We start from the raw sequence: 26,054 nt of genomic DNA, 5'->3' as shown, positions 1-26,054 counted from the left end.
CGCCCATTTCCAAGAGCATCTTGCAAGTGGTATTTGCAGAAGAGAGGCACGGGAAGATAAGCGTGTTCACGGTCTGGCCCTTGATCTAGTTGAACGGATACGTCGTATCGCGAAGATCCTTGTCGAGAGCTACGTTCACCTGCATTTCACCATCGAGAACGTAATCCGGATACTGTTCGTGAATCGTCTTCACGGCTTCGCGGACCTTGTTCACGGTGCCACGAGCGGCTTCCTTGTCACTACCGAAGTTTGCGTAGCTGAGCATAGCCATCACCGGTTCGTGAGCGAAGAAGCGGACTGCGTCGTGCGTGAGCTTCACGATATCGACGAGCGTTTCGGCATCAGGATCGCGGTTCACGAGCGTATCGGCGAGGAAGAACGTACCCTTCTTAGTGCTGAGGATATGCATAGCACCGAAGTGCTTGTATTCCGGACGGATACCGATAATTTCCTTAGCGAGTTCGATCGTTTCGGAGTACTTGGAATAACCACCGGAAATAAGCGCATCGGCATCGCCGACCTTCACCATCATCATACCAAAGTGGTTCGGTTCAAACATGTCGTCACGTGCTTCTTCGAAGGTCACGCCATTGCGGCCGTTTTCTTCAGCGTAAATTGCAGCGTAGTTGCGGCGGCGTTCGAATTCTTCCGGAGAACGCGGATTCACAATCTTGATGCCCGTGAGATCAAGCTGTTCGCGCTGGGCGATCATCTGGATGCGTTCCGGGTTGCCAAGCATAATCGGGTGTGCAATGCCTTCGGCCTGAGCCTGGACAGCGGCCTTGAGCATGTTGAGGTTGCTTTCGGCAAACACAACGCGCTTCGGGTTGCTGCGGGCGGTATCGCTGAACTGACGGATGAGCTTGTTATCATAACCCATCATGTCGCGGAGGCGATCGTAGTAAGCGTCCCAATCGGTAATTGGCTTGCGGGCCACGCCACTTTCAATAGCAGCCTTAGCCACAGCGATAGAAACTTCCGTGAGGAGGCGCGGGTCGAGCGGCTTCGGAATCAAGTATTCCTTACCGAACGTGAAGCGCTGTGCGTTGTATGCAATGTTCACCACATCCGGAACCGGCTTGTGAGCAAGAGCGGCAATCGCGCGGACTGCAGCGTGCTTCATGTGTTCGTTAATCGTCGTTGCACGAACGTCGAGAGCACCACGGAAGATGTACGGGAAACCGATAACGTTGTTCACCTGGTTCGGATAGTCGCTACGGCCCGTTGCAAAGATGAGGTCGCCACGGCTTGCCATGGCTTCTTCGTAGCTGATTTCCGGAGTCGGGTTTGCAAGAGCAAAAACGATCGGCTGGTCGGCCATGCTGCGGACCATTTCGCGAGTGAGGATGTTACCCTTGGAAAGGCCGACGAACACGTCAGCGCCCTTCATGGCGTCTTCGAGCGTTTCAATGTCAGTGCGTTCCGTTGCAAAGAAAGCCTTTGCTTCGGTGAGGCCCTTGCGGTCCTTGCGGATAACGCCCTTGCTATCGCACATCACGAGATTTTCTTTCTTGAGACCGAGAGACAGATATAGTCTCGTGCAAGCGCAAGCGGCTGCGCCAGCGCCGTTCACAACCATCTTCACGTTGCGAATGCTCTTGCCTGCAACTTCGATAGCATTCAAGAGGCCAGCGGAAGAAATGATTGCCGTACCATGCTGGTCATCGTGCATCACCGGAATATCGAGTTCCGCCTTGAGCGTGTCTTCGATTTCAAAGCATTCCGGAGCCTTGATATCTTCAAGGTTGATACCGCCGAACGTCGGGGCAATGCCCTTCACGATTTCGATAAACTTCTTCGGATCCTTTTCGTTGATTTCGATGTCGAACACGTCAATGCCCGCATAAATTTTGAAAAGCAAAGCCTTGCCTTCCATCACCGGCTTACCGGCAAGTGCGCCAATATCGCCGAGGCCAAGCACAGCCGTACCATTACTGATCACAGCGACGAGGTTACCCTTGCCCGTGTATTCGTAAGCGAGGTTCTGGTCTTTTTCAATTTCAAGACACGGTGCAGCCACACCCGGCGTGTATGCAAGGCCCAAGTCCGTCTGAGTGCTGTGCGGCTTGGTGGGCACAATTTCGATCTTGCCCGGCTTGCCCATGGAATGGTACTGAAGAGCCATTTCCTTTAAGTCTTTTCCCATTTCGTTCTCCTGTGAATCAAATTTTTTACGTTGCAGAATTTAGAAAAATTTACACAGCAATGAAAGGGTGCCAAAAATGTGTTTTTTGTTACATTTTAACCCAAAATTGCTATCGTTAAGCCGCAAACGCAACTTACTGCTCCCATAAGACGCGCGTATTACAAAAAATGAAACAAAACATCAAACAGACTGTCCTCGAAAACGGTATTACCATTTTAACGGATTACATGCCGCACGCCTACTCTGTAGCTGTCGGCGTCTGGGTCCCGCGAGGGAGCCGCCACGAAGCTCACGACGAATTCGGACTCAGCCATTTTTACGAGCATCTCGTTTTCAAGGGAACCGAAAACCGCACCGCACTTGAAATTGCCCACGCCATCGAAGACCGCGGCGGGAATCTCGAAGCGTACACGACACGCCAGGAGACAGGCTTTTACGCGCAAGTCGAAAGCAGCGACATGCCGCTTGCCATCGACGTGATTTCGGACATGCTCATGCATCCGCGCTTTGACAAGAAAGAAATGGAAAAGGAGCGCCACGTCATCATCGAGGAAGTCCACAGCTACGACGACATTCCCGAGGAACTTGTAGGCGACGTTTTTAACGCCATCCATTTTAAAGGTTGCGGCATTGCGCATTCCATCACCGGGAACGTGAAGCAAGTCCAGTCGCTCACGCGCAAACAGATGCTCAAGTACGGGCATCAAGTCACCGACGAAATCCCGCTCTATGTTTGCGCTTCAGGCAAAGTCAATCACGAAGAACTTGTAGAACTTTGTGCCGAAAAATTTAAACAAAAGAAAATCAACGGAACAATTCCGGAAGATATTTACACATCTCACCAGAGCGTCAAGATTGTTCAAAAAAGCGATATCACACAATCGAACCTATTCTGGGGACTCAGTTTCGACCGCTCGCTGATGAACGACCGCGACCGTTGTGCATTCTCGCTTTTCAACGTGGCGATGGGCGCTGGCATGGCGTCACGCCTGTTCCAGAAGATCCGCGAAGACAAGGGCCTTGCCTACTCTGTGTATTCCACCGCCGACCTTTACAAGGACTGCGTGGACTGGGGCGTCGCCCTTGCGACCGAACCGCACCAGCTCAAGACGGCACTTGCGCTTTCCATTGCCGAAGTCAGGAAGTTTCTGCGTCACGGATTCATCAAGGATGAATTCGAGCGCACAAAGACAAACATCCTCGGCGGACTGCATCTCGGTGCAGACAGCCCCGAGAAACGAGTACTCCGCATGGCGGAACAGACGCTTCACCTCGGCGAGTTCCACACAATGGAAGACGTCGAAAAGAAAATCCACGCCATCACCGAAGACGAAGTCCTCGCGACCGTCAACCGCCTACTCAGCACGGCAAAATATTCTATCGCCGTCGTGGAACCCAAGAGCAAAAAGAAGACTGTGCTGGACGTGGACTTCTTTTAAAATGCACTGGATCCTTCACCCTAACGGGTTCAGGATGACGTAACAGGAATGCCCGCATTTTTTTCTAGCACTTGTCATGCCGGACGCTGTTCTCTTTGCTCACTTAGTGCTTCAGCACTTACGTGAGCATGATCCGCGTATGGGGACGGCATCGCCATCTTGTAAAAAAAGTACCCCGCCTTTTCGGGCGGGGTACAATTTCTCGCGTTTGTTTAGCTATAAGTTAACTTAAACTTTCGTCTAAATTAAGCAGCCTTCACAATTTCCACGACCTTGGCAAAAGCTGCCGGATCGGCGACGGCGGAACACGACCGCATGCTCATTACATCAAAAACGAGACTTCGGCTATTCGCATGCTCTCGCCTCCATGGCTTGTTAATACAAGCCGCTCCGGCTCACACTTGGCCATCGCCTTAAATGTAAAAACGCCCCACTCGCAAGGAGCAGGGCGAATTTCTCGCGTTTTCGCTAAGTCAGAACTTAGGCAGCCTTCACAATTTCGACGACCTTGGCAAAAGCTGCCGGATCGGCGACGGCCAAGTCAGCGAGAACCTTGCGGTTCATGTTGATATTAGCCTTGGAAAGCTTGTAAATGAACTGGCTATAGCTGATGCCGAATTCACGAACAGCAGCGTTCAAGCGAGTGATCCACAGAGAGCGGAAATCACCCTTCTTGTCGCGGCGGTGTGCATAGGCATACTGACCAGCGTGGGCAACGGCGTCAATAGCAAGGCGAAGGTTCGACTTGCGGCGGCCATAGTAACCCTTGGCGGCCTTGAGGATTTTTTTGCGGCGTTCGCGGGAAGGAACTCTAGTTTTTGCGCGTGGCATTCTTACTCTCCTTATGCTACGACAAGCAGACGCTTGACATGATAGGTATCGACTTTCTTAACGAGAGCGCCCTTACGAAGGTTACGCTTACGCTTAGTGTTCATCTTAGCTTGAATGTGGCGCATACCAGCGCGCTTGAACTTGACATGGCCGGAACCAGTCACGCGGAAGCGCTTCTTAGCACCGCTGTGAGTTTTCATCTTAGGCATTTTTACCTCGTAGGTTAATAGTTAAGCCTCACCTGCTGCCTTTGGCTCGGTTACGGGCTTCGGTGCCTGGTCTTGTTTCTTACCGGCACCACGTTTTGGACCGTAGATAGAAAGCATTGTGTTGCCTTCCACCCGCGAATCCATTTCCAAATCGCCAAACGGAGCCAAGTCTTCCTTGGCGCGTTCCATAAGGCGCTTGCCGTAGTCCATGTGCGCCATTTCGCGTCCACGGAACTGCATGATAAGCTTTACCTTCATACCGTCCTGCAAGAACTCGCCAGCCTGCTTGATGCGGTACTGGTAGTCATTCTCGGCAGTCTTCGGGTGCATCTTGATTTCCTTGAGCTTCACCACGTGCTGCTTGGCCTTTGCGGCCTTTGCCTTCTTCAGTTGTTCGAACTTGTACTTGCCGTAGTTGATGATGCGGCAAACAGGCGGCTTAGCATTCGGGGAGACTTCCACAAGGTCCAGTCCGGCGTCTTTCGCCATCTGCAATGCCTTGCTCGTCTCGATAATGACAGCTTCGCCATCTTCTTTCACGAGACGAATCGGAGAGATATGGATATCTTCGTTGATACGAGTCCCATCGCTGGGACGGTTGGGCATGCGACGATCGCGCGGATTAGGGAACAAGTATGCTACCTCTGATATGATTGTTTGTTAATGCGAGCGTAAATTTAGAATTTTTTTCATATTTTTCCAACAACTTTTTTGCGAACCCCTTTAAAAAGCGCAATATTTTTGTATAATTGTCCATGCTCGCGGCGGTAGCTCAATGGTAGAGCCTTAGCCTTCCAAGCTAATGGTTGCCGGTTCGATCCCGGTCCGCCGCTCTTAGACCTCCCTTTGGGAGGTCTTTTTTCATCCAACGGGATGCCGGGGTTGCCATACACGCGGCCTTTCACTTCCACGAGATTTTCAACTTGCGTTTGGCGTTCGCGCAATCCGTCAAATAAGAATCCATCAGTACCTGATACGGAATGCCAAGTTCCTCGGCCATATTCTTAAAATAGTCGATAGTTTCGACATTCAGCCTGATTGTAATTTGCTTCTTGAGAACTTTGGCATACGGGTTCTTCACCGCCTTCATTTTCGAAAAATCATATTCTTTCTTCATAAGCATTCTCCTTTTCTCGCGTTCCAATAATATTGAAATTCCTTCTTTGTAGCTTTCCGAGCACTGATTATACGATTAACCAAAACATTGGGATTCAAACCATTCCATTCAGTAAAGATGACAACTAGAGTTCTTAAACAAGACGACAGCCCTATAAGAATAGACCTATCTTCCTGTGCTGAATGTTCCACATCAAAGAACACCCTCGCATATTCATCTTCAAAGCAAGTTTTAGCCTCCTCAAATGAAACATCATGTTTCTTTTGATTAATCGCATTTTTCTTTTCATCCCACGCGAATTCTATTTGCATACAGCACTCCGCATCATAATTATAATATAATTATTAAATTTAAAACAAGCAACACCAGCTTTATTACAAGTATCATCTTTAATCATTAGAAAGATTCCTTTTTACGGACCGCGCCGTAACGCAGCAGAGAATCAAACCCCTACCATATTATATACACGCTTTTTTGAGCTATTTGGCCCACTATTTTTTTGTAAAATTTTTCACAACAAAAAAAACTCCAGCTTTACAAGCCAGAGTTTTTCAATCCAACAGCATTTTTAGCAAGTCACTTGTTTTGAGGGTTTCCTACACCTTTCAAAATCTCAAGCACTCCTCTTGAATATGGTGTTGCAGGAGTCCCCTCCAGCGCCGCCCCAGGAACGCAGGAACACCTCTTATGCTTTTTTAGTTCGTCTTGAGAAGGCTTTTCCAGGCCAAAGGTTTCGTACATATCCTTGGACAGATTCGCCCAATCGCCATAACTAGAATCAGCGTCGTTCATCAACCCAAACGAGAAAAACGAGAATCCAATATTTTTAGCCGCTTGCACCAACGGCTTATAAGAACGAAGCCACTGGAGGAATTCTTCACGATTACCATTTGGTTCCAACACAAAAAGAATATCATTCGTATCAGGGCGGTCTTCGGCCTGCTTGCGCAATTCAACCAAATTCCAGGCAACTTCATCAAGAGCAGACAACGGAGCCACAACAACATTGTCGCTACGGAGTTTCAACATTTTCTTCAATGGAGGCGGCATTATTCCACCTTCTCCAAGCCCAACAGCATTATACATCTTATGGTTCTTATCAACGATTACGCTATCAAGCACACCATTCTTTTCAGAGTACAACGCCCACATAATGCGTCCAGGATCATCAGCGCTTTCGCGATGGAGCGTCACATAGCGCTTTCCATATCGGTCAGACAATGTTGTATAAAAAATATTAGGCGAAAAACCGCCCTTAGCGCCAACGACCATAAAATCCTTTGCAATCATTACAGAAAGATCAAGGGTATGGCAGTCCGCCCAACAAAGTGTCGAACAAGCCATGACCAGCGCCATTAGGGCTTTTGAAATTTTTCGCAATACCATCAAGAGCACACTTTCATCGTTCTGTTGTTGCCACCACCGTCCCTGCAGGTGGCTTTCGCCGCACTATAAGCCATCTCCACTCCGACTTCAGATTCCATATTGTACATGGAATAAGTCTTGGTATCGGTTGAACCATGAGCGTCCTTGATGGTCACAATCAGATCTCGGCCATCAGCCTTGTAGGTGTATTCGGCATCGTCACCGAACGCGTCCTTACGCACAAAGTGCCAAGTGCTCACGTCGGACTTGACCATAGCATCGCAAGCCGGCAGTTCAATGCAAGTTTTAACAACACCCTCTGTTTCTAGCGACGGCGAAGGTTCATCTGCCTGAGTGGCAGAATTACCATCATCGCAAGCTACAAAGACCAACGCCAAAGAAACAACAGACAAACTAAAATAATTCATACTACTCCTTTTGATTAATACCATCCCTGGCTAGCGCCATACCACGCATCTTCGGCCGGCCCCAGATTGGCAGGGCCTTTTTTCGCAGGTTTTCCATCATCGGCAAACGTAAACGGAATCGTAACGGTACAATTCTTATAATCCCCCGCATCAAATTTCCACTGCAAAATATCATTCAGCACGGCCTTTTCAAATTCAGGAAAATTCGTGGTTGCACTGACAATTTCTCCCGTTTCTATATTGCCATCCGGGAGTATTTTAAACTTCACCGTAATCTTGCCTTCAAAACCTGGATTTGTCCGCAAGAAATTATTGTACAAAGGTTTCAGACGATTCGGGGTATTAGCCCTGACAACCTCCATGATCTTTTCGGAGGAACGTCCTTGAGCACTCGATGTATCCTTTGGAGCTTCAGCCACCTTACTTTCAGAAGCAGACTCATCATGCGGCGTTGCAGTCGTTGGTACAGGTTCACTTACTGGTTGCTGCGAATTACCGGCACAAGCCGCAAGGATACCAGCGACAATAATTACGGCAAATTTCAAGAAAAAAGGCGTTTTCATAAGATTCTCCAACTCATTTTATGCCAAAATTTTTGGGCTACCAGTAGATAATATAAATATCCACTTTAAACTTTCCGGGAACTTTTTAAATTTGAGGGTAGAAAAAGAGGATTTCATGTTTTTTGAACAAGCAATAGCCCATAACCTCCCGAATTATACGAAGGAATCGGATTCCGCTTACGGCGAGACCCTCGCTCCGCTCGATTACAAGGACGAACTCAAGGTCAAGAACGAAGCCATCCGCGAATTTTGGGAAGTCAACCGCCTTGCCCGCGGTCCGCAGCCGATTGTGGCTAGCCCCATGCCGCGCAATTACCGCACCACATCCAAGCGCCAAGTCGAAATGAAGCCGGGCGACCTCCGCTTTAACGAATACGATAGCATCTTGGAACCCGAAGAACACAACGCCATTTACCGTTTGCTGTTCGACAAGCTCATCACGCCTGCATACAAGCCACTCGCCTATGCGCTCAACTGGCTCATCATCCGTGGCACATACAAGTACCGCGTCGTGATTTTCAACGTGAAGAAGCTGGACGCAAGCATCGTGCGCAAGCTCAAGCAGATTTCCGAAGTCTTGCAGCAGAGTCCGTACCACGTAACCGCAGCACACGCTTACGTGGACCCGACCGGTTCCAACTACTATCTCGAAGCCAAGCGCCCGACTGACACGCTCAACTTCAAGCAGCTTTACGGCCCGCGCGAACTCTCGCTCGACCTCGGCCATTTTAGGCTCAAATACCCGGTAACGGGATTTAGCCAGATCAACGAAAGCCAGATTCACAACCTCATCAAGTCCGCAAGCCGCTTGCTCGGTCTCGAAAAGGGCGACCACTTCTTGGACCTTTACTGCGGTTACGGCCTCTTCAGCTTTGCGCTCGGTGAAGCCGCCAAGTCCGTACTCGGTGTGGAATGGGAAGGTCCGTCCATCGATTGCGCGAAGGCATCCGCTAGATTCTTGAAGAAGAACTACAAGTTCATCGCCGGCAAGATTGACGAGACGTTTGTGCAAATGAGACTTCCGCGGCCGATCCCTGGCGAACCGGAACGCATTTTGTTGGACCCGCCGCGCAAGGGCACTGAACCGGGCGTCATCCGGGCTCTCGCGATGCGCAAGCCCGTGCGTGTGCTCCACATTTTCTGCGGCACCGACGAAATCCCAGGCGCCCTCGCCGAATGGGAACGTTACGGCTACCGCGTCAAGGAAGTGTTGCCGATGGACTTGTTCCCCGGCACACCGCACCTCGAAACGCTCGTCGCTCTTGAAAAGAAGTAACAACTAGCGACTTATTCCAGCGATTTCAGCAGGGCTTCTAGCCTTGCACTGAACTGAGCCGCTCCAAGATAACTCACATGGCTAGAATTAAAGGCCATCGCGTCGGTATAGTCGTGGTGGCCATCTTTGTATTCATCAAAAACAACGATGCCCATATCCTTAACCGCATCGATAATCTGGTGCGCCACCTCCCAACTCGGGCCATACGGGTCGAAAGCTTTCGTGTCCTTAAACCCTGGATTGCGTGGCGGTATAGCAGCAATAAGCTTTACACCGCAAGAATCGGCGGTTTGCTTTAGCGCCTTTAGAATATTTAAGTTGTTCTGCAAAGACGGATCGTCAAACACCATTCCCGTGGTATCCGCTAAAACATTCGGATATCCCCAGTCCAGAGAAGGCAAGAGAAATGTTCCCTCAATATACTGCTGTCCTAGCAAAACTTTCGGGAATTGCTGATACTGGCTTTGTTCCGCAATTTCATTTTTCGTTTCAGGCGACAGATGCTTACTATCATATACAATACCTGGTGAAGTAAAAAGAACAGGAGCAGATAAAAACGAAATATGCCTATAAAGAAATCCAGGAGACAATTCTACAACGATATACTTGACGTGAGGCGCATACGGCAGGACATAATGCCTAATCAAATAATCATGCAAATGAATATCCGTCAATGACACACCCATATTCACGGTTTTATAAGACTTTATCGAATCCTCGATGACAGCATTCAGCATCATGGAACTTCCAAAAGTAAAAACACTCGCCTTGTCATGATTTTTCCAAAACGACTGCATCCTCATCCCCATTTCCTCTGATATAAATCCTGTAGAGGACCCAATCACTTCTTCATTATCGCTGTCAAAATAAAGGCCAGCACTGTCAAAATCGACAACAGGCTTGGGAACATTCGGACCGTCCTGCCAGATCCACAAACTAGGATGCCACAATTCCTCGCCTTCCGCAAGAGGCACAACATTCCCATTGTCCAAATTGACTAGGGCCACCTTATGGTGCGAACCATTAGCATCGGTGAGCGTCGCTACAACCAGATTACTCGCCGAGTCTTTCAACAGTCCTCCAACCCATTCCGTATGGTCGAACGTATATCCAGCAGGCGCCACTACGGTTTGAATAATTTGTCCTGTACTATCGACAACAAGCAATCTTTCATGAACGCCATAACCACTTCCAACAAATTCTCGACCGGCCGAGCCTCCAAAGTCAAGGAACAACGTACGGTTTGTACCATCTTTTGCCAAAGATGCATTGCAAGCCTGTTCGCCATTATACCAAATCACATCATTGCTGCTCAGTCCATCAGAGAAACGTGCTCGCAGCAACGGCGACGAAGAAACGGCAAAGAGGTTGTCCTTTGAAACCCCTCCATGATACGCGCCGTCAAAAAGTTTTTCTGGTACACCAAATTTTCCATTTGCAAACTTGACTTGCCATGTGCTCTTCTGCATAAACTGTTCGCCCTTATTATTCCCCGCAGATGACACATAGACAATGACAGTATCGCCATTAGGATTAACACGCCATCTCGGAATAGCAGCGTGTTCATCGGGCAACATAACCAAATTGCTTCCAGACTCATTCAAATCACGAACATAAACAACAGATTCATTTTCAGAACCTTCTATTGACGTGCAAAACGCAACATGCCTCCCATCTGGCGAAATTTCAGGATGGTACACATTTACAGTGTCTTCGATCAGATACAAGCCCATATTTTTTGAAAAATTCACATAAACGAGTCCACCCGTTTCATCATTCCGAAAGACGAGCTTCGCCTGATATGAATTTGTGAGCTTTTTTATTTCAGAAGATTCTATCTGGGGGACGACAGGAACCGTGACCGTATTTCCGCTATACAGGAACCACGTTGCTTCCGGGATAGAACCATAAGCAAGACGAAATCCGATATAATCCCCTCTAGTTGAAGATAAAATCGGATAAGTATCGCCCCTATTGTACAGGTTCATCGAAGTCGGAGCGCTATAATAGCTGCCGCCTTTTACCACGCAGGAGCCAAGAGCATCCCCATCCATTGACCCCACAAAATTGGCAACTGTAGTATCTTTAAATGACCCATACCAGTCATTTACAAGTTCCAGCATGTTTCCAGCCATATCACAGAAAGTGGCCTTGTCAATTAACGAACAAACTTTATGGACTTTATTATCTGAATTATAGGCATTCCAGCTATGCATTGGCGACCATTTTGCAGAAGCCACATAAACCCACTCAGCCTCCGTTGGCAACCTAAAACCTTTCACTTTTGGATTGAACTTAAAATTTTTCATTTTCACACAGTGCTTCTCGGCATCGAGTTCTCTTGAGGAATACTCATAAACTGTGTCAGCCCCATGCTTTTTGCTCATCGCGTTTGCATATAGAACGGCATCATAAAATGTTACATTTGCAGCAGGAAGTGAATCTTTGGGGCAATCGACTTTCAAGCCCGAGACATCCTTCATTATTTCATTAAAATCCTTACAAATGACTTCATGGCGCCCTAAATCGAAATCATAGGTAAATTCAACCTTCATTTGCGGGCGTTCTAGGGCTTTAGCGGAAACATCATTTGTACCGACCAGGGTCTTCTTTCCTGTCGATTTTACGTGGAGCATCCCCTCGATGATTCCACTTTCAACATCCGCAGGCGTCATTCCAAAAATATCTGAATAATCATTCGGCACCGAACAAACATCCGAATAATGATTCGGCTCCGTACAAGATACAACGCCCATCACGCCCAAAAAGAGCAAAAAAGCAGCTAACTCCATAAGTTTCATAGAGTTAAATATACTATTTTTTTGCTATCCCCATGGAATTAAGAAACGATACAACAAACAATACACTTTGGAGCCGTACATTCATCACTGTCGCTGCGGCCAATTTTCTGCTATTCTTCAGTTTTTACCAGCTGCTGCCGATTCTGCCGTTGTTCATTCTCGACAAGTTCCAGACGGACAACGCGACCGCCGGATTCATCATTTCGCTTTACACGATTGGCGCTCTTGCCTGTCGCCCATTCGCAGGGTTCCTCGTCGATACATTCAGCCGAAAGCCGCTATACTTTTGGACATTTTTCGCATTTTCGCTCTGTTTTATAGGCTACAAGATTGTTGGACTGTTGCCGATCCTTGCCGTCGTGCGTTTCGCCCACGGGCTGTTCTTCGGAATTTCCAGTACCGCAAGCAATACCGTAGCCATTGACGCTCTGCCCGCAAGTCGCCGAGGCGAAGGCATCGGATATTTCGGGATCAGCGTAAACTTGGCCTTCGCCACCGGTCCCATGACCGGGATGTTTCTTTACGAAGCGTTCGGCGACACAATCGTTTTTGCGATTTCCATAGCCCTCTGCATTATCGGGCTTGTGCTCGTGCAGACGCTCAAGGTAAAGCCCCGCGAAAAGAAAATCTGCGCCCCGCTTTCGCTCGACCGCTTCTTTCTCACACGCGCCGTTCCGCAATTTGCAAACTTCATCTTTGTCGGATTCGCGTACGGCCCGGTCACAAACTACATCGCCATTTATGCAAAGGAGCTTGGCATCGGCGGTTCAGGCTGGTTTTATGCACTTATCGCCACAGGGCTTATCATGAACCGCATCATGACGGGCCGCCTGATTGACCGAGGCTACCTGATACACCTTGTCGGCACCGGCATGACCTTAAATGTTGTCGCCTATTTTCTTCTTGCCTTTAGCCACGGTCCTATAGCGTTCTTCACATCCGCATTCCTCATCGGCACAAGCCTCGGGCTTATCTTCCCTGGCTACCAGACCATGTGCGTGAACCTCGCCCGTCACGACCAGCGCGGTACAGCCAACAGCACATACCTCAGCGGCTGGGACATCGGTATCGGTACAGGAATTCTTGTGGGGGGCGCCATGGCCAATCACTTCGGCATGCACCAGCAAGTATTCTTCGTCTGCGGCATAGCACTAGTCATCGCCGACATCATGTACTTTGCATACACTTCAAAGCATTACCTAAAGAATAAATTAGAAGGATAAATTCCTAATTATCTAAGCCAGTCGTTTGTCTTCGTACATTTTCTTGTCGGCTTCGACCAAGCAGTCTTTAAAAGTGTCAGGAGATCCATCCCACAAGGCATAGCCAACGCTAACGGCGATAGTGAAAGAGCACGAGCGGCCCCGTTTCACAGCTTCATCGCGCAAGCATTCCCTAATCTGCTCGACCACGGCGCTAGGCTTTTCTGTCGGAGCCATGAGCAAAAATTCATCACCGCCATAGCGGCAAAGAAACACCGATCCATTTAAATGCTCACAGGATTTCTTCAGAGCTTGCGCCACCAGGACAAGGGCCTTGTCACCAACGGAATGCCCACAAGTATCGTTAATCTGCTTAAAATGGTCCACGTCCACCATGAATACGTAAGTATTCTTCACTTCACGTTGCTGGTGCAAAAAATGGTTCAGGCGGTTGCGGTTGTTGAGCATCGTCAGAGAATCTGTCGAAATCAGCTGATTCTGCAAATGCAAGTACACAAACAAAATAATAAAAGTACACCAGAAACAGAAAATAGGCGTAGTCATGGAGAAAAAGAGCTGAGCGACACCTGCAATGACAACACCAGGAGTATAGCAGGCCACGACCAAGTAGGTTCTCAGGTTCTGTCGATCCTTTAAGGCAAGCCCTCGCAAGACTCCACGAACCGTCGCCATGATAAAATAGGACGCAGGGATCAAAAGAAGAACAAAATAATACAAGCCCCTCGGCTCCAAATTTTCATCTAGCCAAAAAGCAGGATCCAGCCAATAGGAAATCGGCAGCAGAATCATTTCAACAAAGATCGGTATTCGGAGCTTTGTCTGGAACCACTCAATTTGCTCACGCGTCATTTCAGTCCGCGTCGTGATTTCAGAAAACACAAAACAGCTATAGGCTACAATCGGCAAAAGAATGGAATTGAGGTAATTTACCAGCAAAACCATATATATGTTCTTCGGTAAAATGCCATCGCTAACAAGAGACCATAAAGCATCGCTCAAAAAATAGACGATGTGCCATTGCACCAAGTTCTTGAAAAGGGAATATTTGATTTGCGGAGTCGGCAAATTCCTAATGCTGTAAAGGAGGAGCATCAAAATCAATGCACACCCAATATTGACCTCAGCATAGAAACCATATACACTCATAAAGAAGAAGATAAATTTTTTACCGTAAAATAGTAGGAAGTATCCCTATAATAATCTTTTTGTATCGAAAACTTTACAAGTTGTTGCATATACGTAAGAATAAATACCGTATTTAGTAAAAATTTGCATTTTTATATAATTTTACAACACTACGTTGCATAAAGACGATTTTTCCATTCCGTTTCAATTTATATTTATCCTCAAATGAAATCGATAATCGAATACTCAGACTTTAGGAAATACATGCGTGACTTCTACGAAGAACGCAAGCTCCGCCATGTATTTTCATGGCGAGAATTCTCCAAGGCCGCCGGATTTTCTTCGTCTTCGTACATGAAGGTCGTCTGCGACGGGAAAAGCAACCTGAGTCGCATTGGCATAGAACGCACCGGGCAGGCAATGGGGCTAGTCGGCTTTGAAATGGATTACTTCAGGGCCATGGTCAACTTCGGCCAAGAAACGGACGAGACAAAAAAGAAAGCCGCCTACGAAGAAATGCTTTCCATTGCAAAAATTCACAAGGTCCGGATTATCGAAGGTGACTTATTTGAATTCTACGAAAGCTGGAGAAACCCAGTCCTGCGGGAACTCGCCCCGCTCATGCCAGGCGCCACCCCGGGAGAGCTTGCCAAAATGTGCTACACTGATGTATCGGCCACCGAGATCAAGCAGACTCTCGATTTCTTGACAAAAGCGGGATTTCTCAAAAAAAACGGCGAAAACACGTACATCCAGACGGAAACATCCATTAAAGGTTCCCCCGAGGCAACCAAACTCGCCATCCGCGAAATGCACAGAGAAATGGCAAAAATCGCCGCCAATTCACTAGATCTTGCCCGCACCGAACGAAACTTCAGCGGCATCACCATGGGCATTTCCAAGGACTCTTACGAACAAATCGTCAAGGAACTCGACGAATGCCGCCGCAAAATCGTGAGCATTGCCGCAGGCGACAAGAACATCGACCAAGTTTATAGACTAAATTTACAGTTATTCCCACTCACAAGAAAGGCAAAGGAGAACGGAAATGACTAAGCTATTCAAAAAATTTTTGACAACAAATGCAGCGGCACTCGCTGTACTTTGCTCGTTTGCCTGTTCAGACAGAATCGCAGGAACCGCTGAAGAACCAAACCAGAGCGCAAATCGTCCGCCACTGGATGAAGGATCCTCCTCGTCTGAAGAAATCACGACACCTCCAGAAACTACCACGTCTTCTAGCAGCAATAAAGAAGCTTCTTCGACATCACGTTATTCTTCTTCCGAAGGGAGTCGCGAAGACCATCCGACTAGGCCATCATCCTCTTCAAGTAATTCGAACGACGGAGGTCCAGGCGGTGGCCCCATCGGCAATCCAGACGTATCTCCCAGCCGTACCCTTAACGACTACCTCCTAAAATACAACATCACCGAAATCGCTTTCGACCAGAATGTTATTGCCTACAACAAGACTTTTGTTTCCTGCGACGAGACAAATAGCACCTGTTTCGAAAGCCCTGAAATTGCGTCGTTAAGAACAGTGGGATTACACAAGGCGGCCACACAAGAGGATTACAACAACTTAAGTAACCTGTTCCCAGCAACGGCAAAAGCAATGGGGACATTACACGAAATTAATGGCTGCCCGCTATACGTGCTGAACATCAAGGACACATCACCAGCCGTACACGTCCTTACCAAAATTTCAAAAGACACCATCTCTATTGCTGATGTTACCGACAACTGTAGTTACGAGCCAAGGCCGTTCGATATGCATGTCGGCTTCCTGTTCGCATACTGCGGGGAGCTTTCAGAAAATCCACACGTGACCATAACATACTCAAGCAAGGATTCTTTGAAATGCGGGACTATCAGCTACGAAGAATGTTTCACCCCAAAATGGTGAAAGTCAAGCGCTTCGACCCCGTAATTAAGGAACCGTAATGAATAGGGACGACGCCATTTACTAAATTTGGGCACGATGAAAGATAAAGCTAAAAAACTCATTGAAAAGTACGAAGAACTGGAATCGGAACTCGGCAATCCGGATGTTCTCGGTGACCAGGCTCGTTACAACAAGATTCACAAGCAGTACAAGGGTATCGAAAAGGCTGTCTTGAAAGCCAAGGAATACCTACAGATGATGGACGATCTTGAAGAATACAAGATCGCTCTCGGCGATTCCGACCCGGAAATGGTCGCGATGGCCAAGGCCGAAATTTCGGAGATCGAAAAGAAGCTCCCCGAAGTGACGGACGAACTCCAGATTTTGATGGTGCCGAAGGATCCGTGGGATTACCGCAATGCGACGCTCGAAATTCGCGGCGGTACGGGCGGTGACGAATCGGCTCTCTTTGCGGGCGACTTGTTCCGCATGTATCGCGGTTACTGCGACAAGATGGGCTGGAAGATGACCATCCAGGACTTGAGCGAAGGCACGGTGGGTGGCTACAAGGAAATCCGCGTGTTCATCGAAGGCGACAGCGTCTATGGAACGCTCAAGTTCGAAAGTGGCGTTCACCGCGTACAGCGTGTGCCGGAAACGGAAACGCAGGGCCGTGTGCATACGTCTGCAGCTACAGTCGCAATCCTCCCTGAAGCTGAAGAAGTCGATGTGGAAATCCGCGAAGCAGACATCCACATGGACACCTACCGTTCTTCGGGTGCTGGCGGTCAGTACATCAACAAGACGGACTCCGCCGTGCGTTTGACGCATATCCCGACGGGCGTGGTCGTGAGCTGCCAGACGGAACGTAGCCAGTTGCAGAACAGACTCCATGCCATGGAAATGTTGCGATCCAAGATTCTTGACGCCGTCATTGCGAAGAAGGAAAAGGAAGAAGCGGCAAACCGTAAGGCTCTCGTGGGTACCGGCGACCGCTCTGCCAAGATCCGTACTTACAACTATCCGCAGAACCGCGTGACGGACCACCGCATTGGCCTCACCGTTTACAACCTGGACAAGGTTGTCACAGGCGATCTTGATGAAATCATCAACGGTCTCCAGATGGCAAACGCCCAGGAAAAGCTCGGAAAGTTCAACGCTTAATAGATGGCGGGTCGAAGCCCGCCATGACGAACAACGGACAACGCATCGTCCATAAGGAAAGTTCCATGCCACAGCCGCAGATGACCGTTCTTGAAATTTTGAACCGCACCAAGGTCTTCTTTGAAAAGAAGGGCATTCCTGATGCTCGTCTCGACGCCGAGTACATCATCAGCTACGGTCTCAAGATGAAGAACCGCATGGACTTGTACCTGAACTTCGAAAAGCCGCTCACGCCAGCGGAGCTGGACGTGCTTCGCACGATGGTTGCACGCCGTGCAACGCGTGAGCCGCTGCAGCACATCATTGGCGACACAAGCTTCCGCGGATTCATTATCAAGTGTGACCGCCGTGCGCTTATCCCGCGCCCGGAAACGGAATCGCTCGTGGACATGGCTGCTGACTGCCTCAAGGGCATCGAAAAACCGTTCATCGTCGAAATCGGCACAGGCACAGGCGCCATCTCGATCGCTTGCGCTAAAGAAATTGCAGGCGCCAAAGTCTTGGCCACAGACGTTTCCGAGGACGCACTTGCCCTAGCACGTACAAATGCAGAAGCAAACGACCTCGCAGGTAGTGCCAGCGAACAAAGCACAAATTCCGCGGCAGAAGCTTCGGCAAGCGCGACATCCCCGACAAGCACTTTGACTTTCGCACAGGGCGACCTGCTGAATGCCGTCACCGCAGACGTTATCGCAAACGCCACCGGCGCTTCGGCAGCCTCAGCGGACCTGCCTAAAATCGACTGCCTAATCGCAAACCTCCCCTACATTCCCGACAGCGAAAAAGACAAGCTCCAGCCCGAAGTTGCGAAGTACGACCCAGCACTTGCCTTGTTCGGCGGCGCAGACGGTCTTGACCTTGTCCGCAAGCTTTTACAGCAGACCGAAGGCAAGCTCAAGCCGGGCGCATCTATTTTGCTCGAAATCGGGTCGGAACAAGGCGAAATGCTCAAGGCCGAAGCCGAGAAGTATCCGTGGTTGGAATTCACGGGAATCCACAAGGACTTCTGCAACAACGTCCGCTTCGTGAGTTACAAAGCAAAATAAAATTGTATGGATCCTCCTAGCGGAGGATGACAGTGACGAGATTCCGTATGGATCTATCCGATGAGTAGATTACTGCGACAGAATTCTGCATGGATCCTTCCGCAGCTGCGGCACTTGCCAGTTGCTTCAAGGATGTTTGCAAATACGTCATTCTCCGAAGGAGAATCCATAATGTTTATATTGAGCTAAAACAGATTATAAAACAAATCCTTCCAATTAGGATTGCTTGACTCAATCAATTTCAACTTTTCTGAACGATAAAGATGTTTTAATTTCTTTTCTCGTTCTATCGCTTCCCTTATCGAAGGATATTCTTCGTAATAACCTAATTTATCAACACCATATTTTTCGGTAAATCCAGGTTTTTCCTTTTCTTTATGTTCGGACACACGTTTTTTCAAATCAGAAGTCACGCCTACATACAATGTTCCTTTACGATGGCTGAATAAAATATATGCATACCCCTTTTTCATACACACTCTTTTTGAAAATTTAATACAAACTGTATGGATCCTCCTAGCGGAGGATGACAGCGACGAGATTCTGCATTAATCCATCCAATGAATAGATAACCGCGACAGAATTCTGTATGGATCCTCCTAGCGGAGGATGACTGAACTGTGTTCTGTATGGTTCCTCCTGACGGAGGATGACTATAGACGCGGCGTTTGCCGCGTTTTTAGCACACGGAGCAGCCGAGGGCGGAGAGCACAAATGTTTCGCTTTCGCCCATGCGGTAATACGGGATCAAGTCATCGTCATCAATGACGCTATCATCGTTACCACTCAACTGCATCAGTTCCCCAATGCGGCGCTTGAAAATGGAAAAGCCGGAATCCCACGGAGACTGCTCCGGAATTTCGACTACATGCTTATTCACTTTAACTACTTTGCGATTCATATATTCACCTTTTGGTGTTTAGTGTCTTTACGAGCACTAATATAGAATCACAACATGTCAGAAGCTGACATTTTACAAAGTCGCTCAACTTTTTTGAAATTTATTCTACAACAACGGCTTTGACTTCGGCATGGCCAGCTTTATCAAGTCCAAGCACTTTGCCCGCAGCTTCGCTCAAATCGAGCACTCGCCTTTTCGCATACGGTCCGCGATCATTCACGCGTACAACGACAGAAGCACCCGTCTTTACGCGCACAACCTTGAGCTTTGTCCCGAATGGAAGCGATCGATGCGCACAAGTCATGGCATTGCGGTCAAAAATTTCACCACTTGCAGTTTTCTTGCCATCAAACCCCTTACCGTAATAACTTGCATCTCCCGTAAAGGTATAGCCTATTTCAGCCTTTTTCTGAACACGAGACGATTTCGTAACGCGGGTATAACCCTTGCGATGTGTAGACCCCGCGCATCCCGAACAAGCCAGCAAGACGCCGAGAACTACAACCAACAAAAAACGGGAACGCATAGACCTACTCAAAGTCGTACATGCTATTGTACGTATTTTCGAGGATTTCGTCTTCCTTGCTGATGATGTCGGCCTTCTTTTCTTCAGGCTTCGCCTTCAGCTCCTCATAATACTTGGCCGATTTTTTATCGATATTTTCAATATTCTGCGCAGTACGTTTGCGGAGCCTTGCAATATCATCGTCCGACGTTGTCAGGCGCGTGTTCAGTACATAGGCGGCACGTTTTCCCCAGGTCGTCTGGCCATGATTATCACGTAAATTACGATAAATAGCAACGGCGCTATCAATGCGTTCCGGCGTCATCTGGAAATAAATGGCCTTCATGTAAAGAGCCTGAATACCCGACTGCGTCTGCGGGTAGTCCTTATAAACGCCATCAAAAGCGTTAAAGGCCGTCGCGTAAGCGGAATCCACTTGATCCATCTTGCTTACCGGAATTTCAGATGCCACAGTCCACAGACTTTCAGCAACCATGTAACGGTCACGGGCTTCGTCTTCACGAGTTTTCATCGTGACACGCATGCCAAGATTCGCCTGCGCCTGCTTCGCGTATTCCGTATTCGGGAATTTTTCGATGATTTCCTTGTAAAGATCTTCAGCCGTGTCAGGGTCGTGCAAGAATTCGTCATAGATAAAAGCCCTCGCATACGCAGCGCGCATGACGCTTGCCGTATCATCAGACTTCTCGATTACGTTCGTGAGTCTGGCAACAGCGCTGTCCGCTTCAGAAAGCTTGAGCAAAAACAATTCCGCGATCATGAATTCATTGCTAAAGAACGATTTCATGTCAGGGATCGTATCCTTGCTTTGGAGGATCTCGTTGTTTTTTTCACGCATCGAGACCAGGCGTTTCAAGGCATTGCGGCGATCACGGGACTTTTGGCCATAATCACTGATTGCCCTTGCGATATAGCTGCTGTCGTAATAAGACATGGCCAATTCATAATTCAAGGTCTTGGACTGTTCGTAATCGCCCATGTTAAAATAGCTACGGGCAGCATGTTCCGTCTTTGGGTATTCCGAATTGACCTTATTGAAAATCACGTAAGCATCGGCATTGCGGCCGGCCAAAAGCGTCGTTTCACCAATGCGCACTAAATAAAGCGGACGCTGTCTTTCGTAAGCTTCTGTTTTATAAAGTTTCTTGAATTCATCTGCCGCCTTGAGATATTCCTTCAGATTTACAAGGCATTCCGCCGACTGCTCGCCCGCCGTCTGGCGTTCGCGATCGTTCAGGTTTTCGATTTCCTTGGCATTATAGTGCAAGTGGGCCTTGTCCCAGTTTTCCATCTTGTAGTAAAGACCGGCCAAGCGGAAATGCGCCTTGCCCTTCATGTACGGGGTTCCGCTCGTATCGGCAAGCACGGCTTCAAGGGCAGCAATGGCCTGTTCCGGGGCTTCGGATTTTTCGTCCAAAAGCGAGAGAAGATTGAGTCCCTGGAAATAATAAGGGTGGTTCTTGTCAGCAACGACTGGTTCCAGCGCAAAACGGCTGATATTGAATTCCTGGTTGCGGTAGAGGCAGTAAGCTCGCTGGTATTCCACGGCGCGCATGGAATCGTTATCGGCAAAGTAGCGTTCGTATTCGTCGTACTTGGTTATAGCCTTCGGCCAGTCGGCCTTGTGCCTGTAAGACTCTGCGATGAGGAAGACGGCTTCGGCAGTGCGCTTCTTGTTTTTGGGGAAACGTTCCAGTACACGGGAACCCTTTTCAATCACCTTTTCGTACTTTTGCGATTCTTCGCTTCCGGGATAAGACTGGGTCTCGTCAGGAACGCTGTCCAGACGCGCCGTACGCAATTCGGTCGCTTCGTCATAAAGCCGTTCTGCATTGAACATGTGATTCAAATAGGCACAGCACGTGCAACCATCCAACAATGCAGCGAAAACGATTAAAGCAAAAAAACGACCACGGAACATATAGCTATAAAATAGATATTTGCGAGCTAAAATTCCATAAGAAGCGGCAGATAATCGCAAAGTTTCATGCCTGACGGGGGCAATCTATTGCGATCGAGGCGAACCATGCGCACTTCGGCAGGCTTTCCGACGATTCGGGCCAGGATTTCGAAGTTATCGCGGGTTTCCCAGACGGCAGCATCCATGACAACGCCATCACCACAGTCCGTTTCGCCAGTATTGTTGCTAATGCCGGAAATTCTGGAATTTTGCTTGAGAAGACGCGTAAAGATCTCAGGCGCCACACCAAGATGGTTCGAATTCGAAGCGGAATCAAAAACGACCACATGGACTTCCTTAAAGCGGTTCAACGAATCAAAGACGACCGTATAGGTGTGATGGTAGGGATTTTCATAGAAAGATTCTTGCCAGACAAATCGTTTCACTTGTTTAAAATTAGAGGCGGAATACTTCTTAAAGAATTCCTGCGAAGAAGCTCCGTAGCGAACAAGATAATGGCCCAGTTTTGTCGAGAAGTCGTGTTTGCGTTCGGGCATCATGGATTCGCGGAGGCTATCCACAGCGCGGTTCAGGTTTGCCGTAAGACCGTTGTTGTATTCCTCGATGGCAGCCTTGCGCACTTGTTCGAGTTCATTCAGACGAGACTTGATATCCGGGTAATCCGGGTCGTTCTTGAGGATGTAGTTGAACTCACGGCGGGCCATGTCAAACATGTGGGCCTTGGTATAGGCAATGCCCATGGCTTCACGGAGCGGCAAGTTTTCAGGATAACGTTCGACCAGCGGTGCAAGGATGTCGCATGCCACCTGGGCACGGTCTCGGGAGGAGCCTGCATAATGGCCGTTCTTGCCAGGCGCCGTCTTTTCGCCAATCGTCGCCATCGCGCGACGAGCCTTTTCGAAATCCGGGCGGAACGCGAGAATGCGCTGGTACGTCTTTTCGGCAACATCAAACTTGCCATTGTATTCGGCCAAGTAACCACGCAAAAGCATCAGTTCCGAAGAAAGCGGGAACTGCGTCAAGGCGTAATCGACGACGAGCGCAGCACTGTCCAGAATTCCGTCGTCATGGTAGACTTTCGCCAAAAGTTCAAACGCGCGCTGCGAGTCACCCGCAGAAAGGCTAATTGCCGCCCGGCATTCATTTGCGGCGTCCCGCAAATTGGAATTTTTGTGCAGGAGTTCTGCGTACCAAAGTCTGATTTCATAAATGGACGGAGCACGTGAGCTAGCCATCTTCGCAAGTTCAACGGCAACCGTCAAATTCCCCGCAAGGAGCGACTTGCGGCTGTCCAGGTAAAAGCTGATGCCCGTATTCGGGTAACGCGCCATGAGGCGCCCAATCAAGAGTTCAGCGCGGTCACGCATCGACTCCGACACGGAGTCCATATGGAATAAAGTATTGACTTCGCCCCAGACCGCAGCATCTACATTCGGGTAAAGGAGCACAAGCGCATCGTAAATTTCGTAAGCAGCCTTGGTCGCCCCGCTGCGCGAGAGTTCGCCTGCACGGCGGAATTCGGCCTGAGCCTGCACCGGGAGACTTTCGACATCGGCCTTGAAATTCGGGGCATCGCCATTCAACACAGAAGTGCCCGCCTCAAGCCCAAACGGGATTTCCCCTACGACCGTCTTCGACGGTCCGTACTTATTGTAAAGCTTGAATCCGCCATACGCAAGCAGCGCCCCAAAGAAAAAAATCAGAAAGAGGTACGCGGCAGTACGAGGCGCAGATGAAGGATTCGACATTAGAGTTCCAATTAGATTTCCAGGAAGTCGGCCAATTTTTCTTTATGTTCCTTGCTCTTCTGCAAGCGACGCAAAGTCTTGTTCTTGATCTGGCGGACGCGTTCACGGCTGAGTTTGAGGTCTTCGCCGATGTCCTTGAGCGTCGTATCTTCGACCGTATCGAGGCCGTAGAACATGCGAAGGATTTCTTCTTCGCGCTGCGGGAGTGAAGAAAGCGTTTCCTGGATGAGCTTCTTGCGCTCTTCGCGTTCCATGTCCTCGTCCTGGTTGCCATCGCTGCCGAGCACGTCCATAAGCGTACTCACGGAATCAGCGCTCGAGACACCGGCATCATCGCCAATCGGAGCGTCGAGCGAGATATCGACAATCTTTTCCATGACTTCGACGATATCGCGTTCGTACGGGGCAAATTCTTCCATCGAGATGGTCTTGTCGTAGTCACCGCCGTTCTGCATCAAGGCGCGCTTGAAACGGTTCACCAAGGCAAGCTTGTTAGGCGGAATGCGGACTGCGCCCACCTGTTCGAACAAAGCCTTCTGGATAGACTGACGGATCCACCACACGGCGTAGCTGATGAACTTCACGTCCTTGTCCATGTCAAAGCGCTTAGCCGCCTTGAAAAGACCGAGGTTACCTTCATTGATGAGGTCCAAAAGCGAAAGACCGCGACCCTGGTACTTGCGGGCGACACTCACCACAAATCGCAAGTTGCCACGGATAAGGCGCTGCAAGGCAGACTTTCGAATTTCTTCGGTTTCACCGTTCTTGATAATTTTCAACAGCGCCGATTCCTCCTGCGGAGTCAGCGTAGGATACCTATTCAAGTCACGAAAATAAAGAGCTTCGTTAAAATCACTCATAAAACAACACCTTTTGCCTTGGACAAACTGTCTTAGACTCTTTCAAATATGGTTTATTATGCGGATTTCGTCAATTCCTTAAGTTTATCGTATGGGTAAATTCCCGAACGATGACCATCGCTAAAAGATAGCCCCACGGCATAACGACCAATCGACTGGATGTGTTCAAGCGTTACATCCAAGGGAACAGTCGATTCATCGAGGAGTTTTTCGCCTGTATGTTCGTCCACACAAAGTGCGCACGGACAAGCTAAGCGGAGCGTACGGGCATCGCAGGCGCCTCGACTGCCATCATTCCATTCAAAACCGAGCTTGCCCTCTTTTGTCCTGAATACTTTCTTTGGCTGGATCATACTTCCTCCACGGGCAGCTGTTCGAAATCGTAATTAAAGTTTTTGAGGACTCCATCGCCTTCGGATTCAAACACGGAAAGCGTACGGACCATCTTTTCGGCGGCATCCATAAAGACCTTCGCCGATTCGGAGTTCGGGTAGCGGAGCACGGCCGGAGTGCCACAGTCACCGCAATCTGCAACAGCAGGTTCCATCGGGACCTTACCGATAAGCGGCACACCCCACTTTTCGGCAATCTTCTGACCGCCACCGGCAGGGAAAATGTTGTGGTGCTTGCCGCACTCATCGCAAATGAAGTAGCTCATGTTCTCGACAATACCAATCACCGGGACGCCCACGTTATCGAACATGGCAATTCCCTTCTGGCAGTCAGCGAGAGCCACCTGCTGCGGAGTCGTCACGACGACCGCACCTGCCATCGGGCAATTCTGCGTGAGCGTAAGCTGGATGTCGCCCGTTCCTGGAGGAAAGTCCACGAGGAGGTAGTCGAGTTTGCCCCAGCGCACATGATGGATGAAGTGCTGGATCATCTGCGAGACCATCGGTCCACGCCAGATGGTCGCCTTGTCGGAGTCCGCAAACATGCACATCGAGACGATGCTGATGCCACCTTTCGCCTCGACAGGCGCAATCGTATTGTCTTCGAAAACTTCAGGCGCCTTATCGATCCCGAACATGAGGCCCATAGAGGGGCCGTAAATGTCAGCATCGAGAATACCCACGCGAGCACCAGAAAGGCTGAGCGCCATAGCAAGGTTCGCCGTCACAGTCGATTTGCCAACACCGCCCTTGCCACTTGCCACAGCAACCACATGCGCCACCTCGCCAATGTGCGAGTTCTGCGGAGCCTTTGCAGCAGAATTGTCTTCGCCCACGCGGCCCTGCGAAGAAGTGAGCGTCACTTCGACTTCAGTTGCACCAAGGCTTTTCACGATGGTGATGCACTGGTCCTTGAAGCGGTCGCGAATCGGGCATGCCGGAGTCGTGAGGCGCAAATCAAAGGAAACCTTCGTGCCTTCAATTTTCAGGTTCTGAACAAAGTTTAGTTCTACAATATTCTTGTGCAAGTCCGGATCCTGGACCGCGCGCAAGGCACTTAAAATATTTTGCTCATTCAATTGCATTTT

The 26,054-nt window shown here is 49.0% G+C and carries 26 protein-coding genes, 1 tRNA gene and 1 pseudogene; 8 read left to right on the top strand and 20 right to left on the bottom strand.

The genetic code is table 11. The annotated features are described in order from the left end of the window. A pseudogene (locus tag ACJMM9_RS02960) lies at nucleotides 1-2,146 on the bottom strand (NADP-dependent malic enzyme); the annotation flags it as partial. A 167-nt stretch (nucleotides 2,147-2,313) separates the two neighbouring features. On the opposite strand from ACJMM9_RS02960, the gene ACJMM9_RS02955 reads away from it, so the two are divergent. Then, nucleotides 2,314-3,585 carry a M16 family metallopeptidase gene (locus ACJMM9_RS02955; protein WP_405323722.1) on the top strand — a complete coding sequence of 424 codons (1,272 nt, stop codon included), beginning with the start codon at nucleotides 2,314-2,316 and terminating at the stop codon, nucleotides 3,583-3,585. Between the two features lie 480 nt (nucleotides 3,586-4,065). Here the strand turns inward: ACJMM9_RS02955 and rplT are convergent, their stop codons facing one another. The 3 genes from rplT to infC are packed head-to-tail and all read right to left on the bottom strand — an operon-like array spanning nucleotide 4,066 to nucleotide 5,231. After that, nucleotides 4,066-4,416 (bottom strand): 50S ribosomal protein L20, encoded by a 351-nt coding sequence (gene rplT, locus ACJMM9_RS02950; RefSeq protein ID WP_014545552.1) that lies wholly within the window; start codon nucleotides 4,414-4,416, stop codon nucleotides 4,066-4,068. A gap of 11 nt (nucleotides 4,417-4,427) precedes the next feature. Next, the gene (gene rpmI / locus ACJMM9_RS02945) at nucleotides 4,428-4,625 is read right to left on the bottom strand and encodes a 50S ribosomal protein L35 (protein WP_014545553.1); all 198 of its coding nucleotides are present in this window, start codon (nucleotides 4,623-4,625) and stop codon (nucleotides 4,428-4,430) included. A gap of 21 nt (nucleotides 4,626-4,646) precedes the next feature. Beyond that, nucleotides 4,647-5,231 (bottom strand): translation initiation factor IF-3, encoded by a 585-nt coding sequence (gene infC / locus ACJMM9_RS02940; protein ID WP_073443414.1) that lies wholly within the window; start codon nucleotides 5,229-5,231, stop codon nucleotides 4,647-4,649. Nucleotides 5,232-5,386: 155 nt separating this feature from the next. On the opposite strand from infC, the gene ACJMM9_RS02935 reads away from it, so the two are divergent. After that, nucleotides 5,387-5,458 (top strand) — tRNA-Gly (locus tag ACJMM9_RS02935). A gap of 68 nt (nucleotides 5,459-5,526) precedes the next feature. On the opposite strand, the gene ACJMM9_RS02930 is transcribed toward ACJMM9_RS02935, so the two are convergent. The 5 genes from ACJMM9_RS02930 to ACJMM9_RS02910 all read right to left on the bottom strand — a co-directional run bounded on the left by ACJMM9_RS02930 (nucleotide 5,527) and on the right by ACJMM9_RS02910 (nucleotide 8,098). Further along, nucleotides 5,527-5,742: a CopG family antitoxin gene (locus tag ACJMM9_RS02930; protein ID WP_015731824.1), complete on the bottom strand. Its 216-nt coding sequence runs from the start codon at nucleotides 5,740-5,742 to the stop codon at nucleotides 5,527-5,529. Then, nucleotides 5,739-6,053: a BrnT family toxin gene (locus tag ACJMM9_RS02925; protein ID WP_015731825.1), complete on the bottom strand. Its 315-nt coding sequence runs from the start codon at nucleotides 6,051-6,053 to the stop codon at nucleotides 5,739-5,741. Before ACJMM9_RS02925 ends, ACJMM9_RS02930 begins: the two co-directional genes overlap by 4 nt. 265 nt (nucleotides 6,054-6,318) lie before the next feature. Next, nucleotides 6,319-7,086 (bottom strand): hypothetical protein, encoded by a 768-nt coding sequence (locus ACJMM9_RS02920; RefSeq protein WP_405323718.1) that lies wholly within the window; start codon nucleotides 7,084-7,086, stop codon nucleotides 6,319-6,321. A 41-nt stretch (nucleotides 7,087-7,127) separates the two neighbouring features. Further along, entirely contained in the window at nucleotides 7,128-7,535 is a 408-nt protein-coding gene (locus tag ACJMM9_RS02915; protein WP_405323716.1) for a hypothetical protein, read from the bottom strand. 14 nt (nucleotides 7,536-7,549) lie between these two features. After that, nucleotides 7,550-8,098: a TonB family protein gene (locus tag ACJMM9_RS02910; RefSeq protein WP_014545558.1), complete on the bottom strand. Its 549-nt coding sequence runs from the start codon at nucleotides 8,096-8,098 to the stop codon at nucleotides 7,550-7,552. A 115-nt stretch (nucleotides 8,099-8,213) separates the two neighbouring features. Between ACJMM9_RS02910 and ACJMM9_RS02905 the strand changes: the two genes are divergently transcribed. Continuing rightward, nucleotides 8,214-9,374, top strand: coding sequence for a class I SAM-dependent RNA methyltransferase (locus ACJMM9_RS02905; protein ID WP_088640842.1), 1,161 nt, complete (start codon nucleotides 8,214-8,216; stop codon nucleotides 9,372-9,374). An 11-nt stretch (nucleotides 9,375-9,385) separates the two neighbouring features. Here ACJMM9_RS02905 and ACJMM9_RS02900 read toward each other — a convergent pair whose 3' ends face one another. Further along, nucleotides 9,386-12,175 (bottom strand): TIGR02171 family lipoprotein, encoded by a 2,790-nt coding sequence (locus ACJMM9_RS02900; RefSeq protein ID WP_405323713.1) that lies wholly within the window; start codon nucleotides 12,173-12,175, stop codon nucleotides 9,386-9,388. Nucleotides 12,176-12,207: 32 nt separating this feature from the next. Between ACJMM9_RS02900 and ACJMM9_RS02895 the strand changes: the two genes are divergently transcribed. Next, the gene (locus ACJMM9_RS02895) at nucleotides 12,208-13,398 is read left to right on the top strand and encodes an MFS transporter (protein ID WP_405323710.1); all 1,191 of its coding nucleotides are present in this window, start codon (nucleotides 12,208-12,210) and stop codon (nucleotides 13,396-13,398) included. A 12-nt stretch (nucleotides 13,399-13,410) separates the two neighbouring features. On the opposite strand, the gene ACJMM9_RS02890 is transcribed toward ACJMM9_RS02895, so the two are convergent. Further along, on the bottom strand, nucleotides 13,411-14,544 hold the full coding sequence (locus tag ACJMM9_RS02890) for a GGDEF domain-containing protein (RefSeq protein ID WP_405323708.1): 1,134 nt from the start codon (nucleotides 14,542-14,544) through the stop codon (nucleotides 13,411-13,413). A 204-nt stretch (nucleotides 14,545-14,748) separates the two neighbouring features. On the opposite strand from ACJMM9_RS02890, the gene ACJMM9_RS02885 reads away from it, so the two are divergent. The 4 genes from ACJMM9_RS02885 (at nucleotide 14,749) to ACJMM9_RS02870 (ending at nucleotide 18,618) form a co-directional block, all read left to right on the top strand. Further along, a complete protein-coding gene (locus ACJMM9_RS02885) occupies nucleotides 14,749-15,579 on the top strand; it encodes a TIGR02147 family protein (RefSeq protein ID WP_405323706.1) in 831 nt (276 codons plus the stop codon). Then, the gene (locus tag ACJMM9_RS02880) at nucleotides 15,572-16,429 is read left to right on the top strand and encodes a hypothetical protein (RefSeq protein ID WP_405323704.1); all 858 of its coding nucleotides are present in this window, start codon (nucleotides 15,572-15,574) and stop codon (nucleotides 16,427-16,429) included. Before ACJMM9_RS02885 ends, ACJMM9_RS02880 begins: the two co-directional genes overlap by 8 nt. A gap of 75 nt (nucleotides 16,430-16,504) precedes the next feature. Then, a complete protein-coding gene (gene prfA, locus ACJMM9_RS02875) occupies nucleotides 16,505-17,572 on the top strand; it encodes a peptide chain release factor 1 (RefSeq protein WP_088640838.1) in 1,068 nt (355 codons plus the stop codon). Between the two features lie 23 nt (nucleotides 17,573-17,595). After that, entirely contained in the window at nucleotides 17,596-18,618 is a 1,023-nt protein-coding gene (locus tag ACJMM9_RS02870; RefSeq protein WP_405323702.1) for a N5-glutamine methyltransferase family protein, read from the top strand. A 16-nt stretch (nucleotides 18,619-18,634) separates the two neighbouring features. Here ACJMM9_RS02870 and ACJMM9_RS02865 read toward each other — a convergent pair whose 3' ends face one another. The 9 genes from ACJMM9_RS02865 to ACJMM9_RS02825 all read right to left on the bottom strand — a co-directional run bounded on the left by ACJMM9_RS02865 (nucleotide 18,635) and on the right by ACJMM9_RS02825 (nucleotide 26,051). Continuing rightward, the gene (locus ACJMM9_RS02865; protein WP_405323701.1) at nucleotides 18,635-18,769 is read right to left on the bottom strand and encodes a hypothetical protein; all 135 of its coding nucleotides are present in this window, start codon (nucleotides 18,767-18,769) and stop codon (nucleotides 18,635-18,637) included. A gap of 34 nt (nucleotides 18,770-18,803) precedes the next feature. Next, nucleotides 18,804-19,091: a GIY-YIG nuclease family protein gene (locus tag ACJMM9_RS02860; protein ID WP_405323699.1), complete on the bottom strand. Its 288-nt coding sequence runs from the start codon at nucleotides 19,089-19,091 to the stop codon at nucleotides 18,804-18,806. A 206-nt stretch (nucleotides 19,092-19,297) separates the two neighbouring features. After that, nucleotides 19,298-19,519 carry a hypothetical protein gene (locus tag ACJMM9_RS02855; protein ID WP_405323697.1) on the bottom strand — a complete coding sequence of 74 codons (222 nt, stop codon included), beginning with the start codon at nucleotides 19,517-19,519 and terminating at the stop codon, nucleotides 19,298-19,300. Between the two features lie 100 nt (nucleotides 19,520-19,619). Beyond that, nucleotides 19,620-20,045, bottom strand: a complete 426-nt coding sequence (locus ACJMM9_RS02850; RefSeq protein ID WP_405323695.1) for a septal ring lytic transglycosylase RlpA family protein — start codon at nucleotides 20,043-20,045, stop codon at nucleotides 19,620-19,622. A gap of 4 nt (nucleotides 20,046-20,049) precedes the next feature. Then, nucleotides 20,050-21,885, bottom strand: coding sequence for a tetratricopeptide repeat protein (locus tag ACJMM9_RS02845; protein ID WP_405323693.1), 1,836 nt, complete (start codon nucleotides 21,883-21,885; stop codon nucleotides 20,050-20,052). A 107-nt stretch (nucleotides 21,886-21,992) separates the two neighbouring features. Then, the gene (locus tag ACJMM9_RS02840; RefSeq protein WP_405323691.1) at nucleotides 21,993-23,714 is read right to left on the bottom strand and encodes a tetratricopeptide repeat protein; all 1,722 of its coding nucleotides are present in this window, start codon (nucleotides 23,712-23,714) and stop codon (nucleotides 21,993-21,995) included. 11 nt (nucleotides 23,715-23,725) lie between these two features. Then, nucleotides 23,726-24,574, bottom strand: coding sequence for an RNA polymerase sigma factor RpoD/SigA (locus tag ACJMM9_RS02835; RefSeq protein WP_072830344.1), 849 nt, complete (start codon nucleotides 24,572-24,574; stop codon nucleotides 23,726-23,728). 56 nt (nucleotides 24,575-24,630) lie between these two features. Next, nucleotides 24,631-24,927: a DUF971 domain-containing protein gene (locus ACJMM9_RS02830; RefSeq protein WP_405323688.1), complete on the bottom strand. Its 297-nt coding sequence runs from the start codon at nucleotides 24,925-24,927 to the stop codon at nucleotides 24,631-24,633. Beyond that, nucleotides 24,924-26,051 (bottom strand): Mrp/NBP35 family ATP-binding protein, encoded by a 1,128-nt coding sequence (locus tag ACJMM9_RS02825; RefSeq protein ID WP_405323685.1) that lies wholly within the window; start codon nucleotides 26,049-26,051, stop codon nucleotides 24,924-24,926. The genes ACJMM9_RS02830 and ACJMM9_RS02825 overlap by 4 nt, the downstream gene beginning before the upstream one ends. Nucleotides 26,052-26,054 lie beyond the last annotated feature (3 nt).

It is taken from the genome of Fibrobacter sp., assembly GCF_045112255.1.
Taxonomy (GTDB): domain Bacteria; phylum Fibrobacterota; class Fibrobacteria; order Fibrobacterales; family Fibrobacteraceae; genus Fibrobacter.
This window is presented reverse-complemented; position numbering and strand designations above follow the sequence as displayed.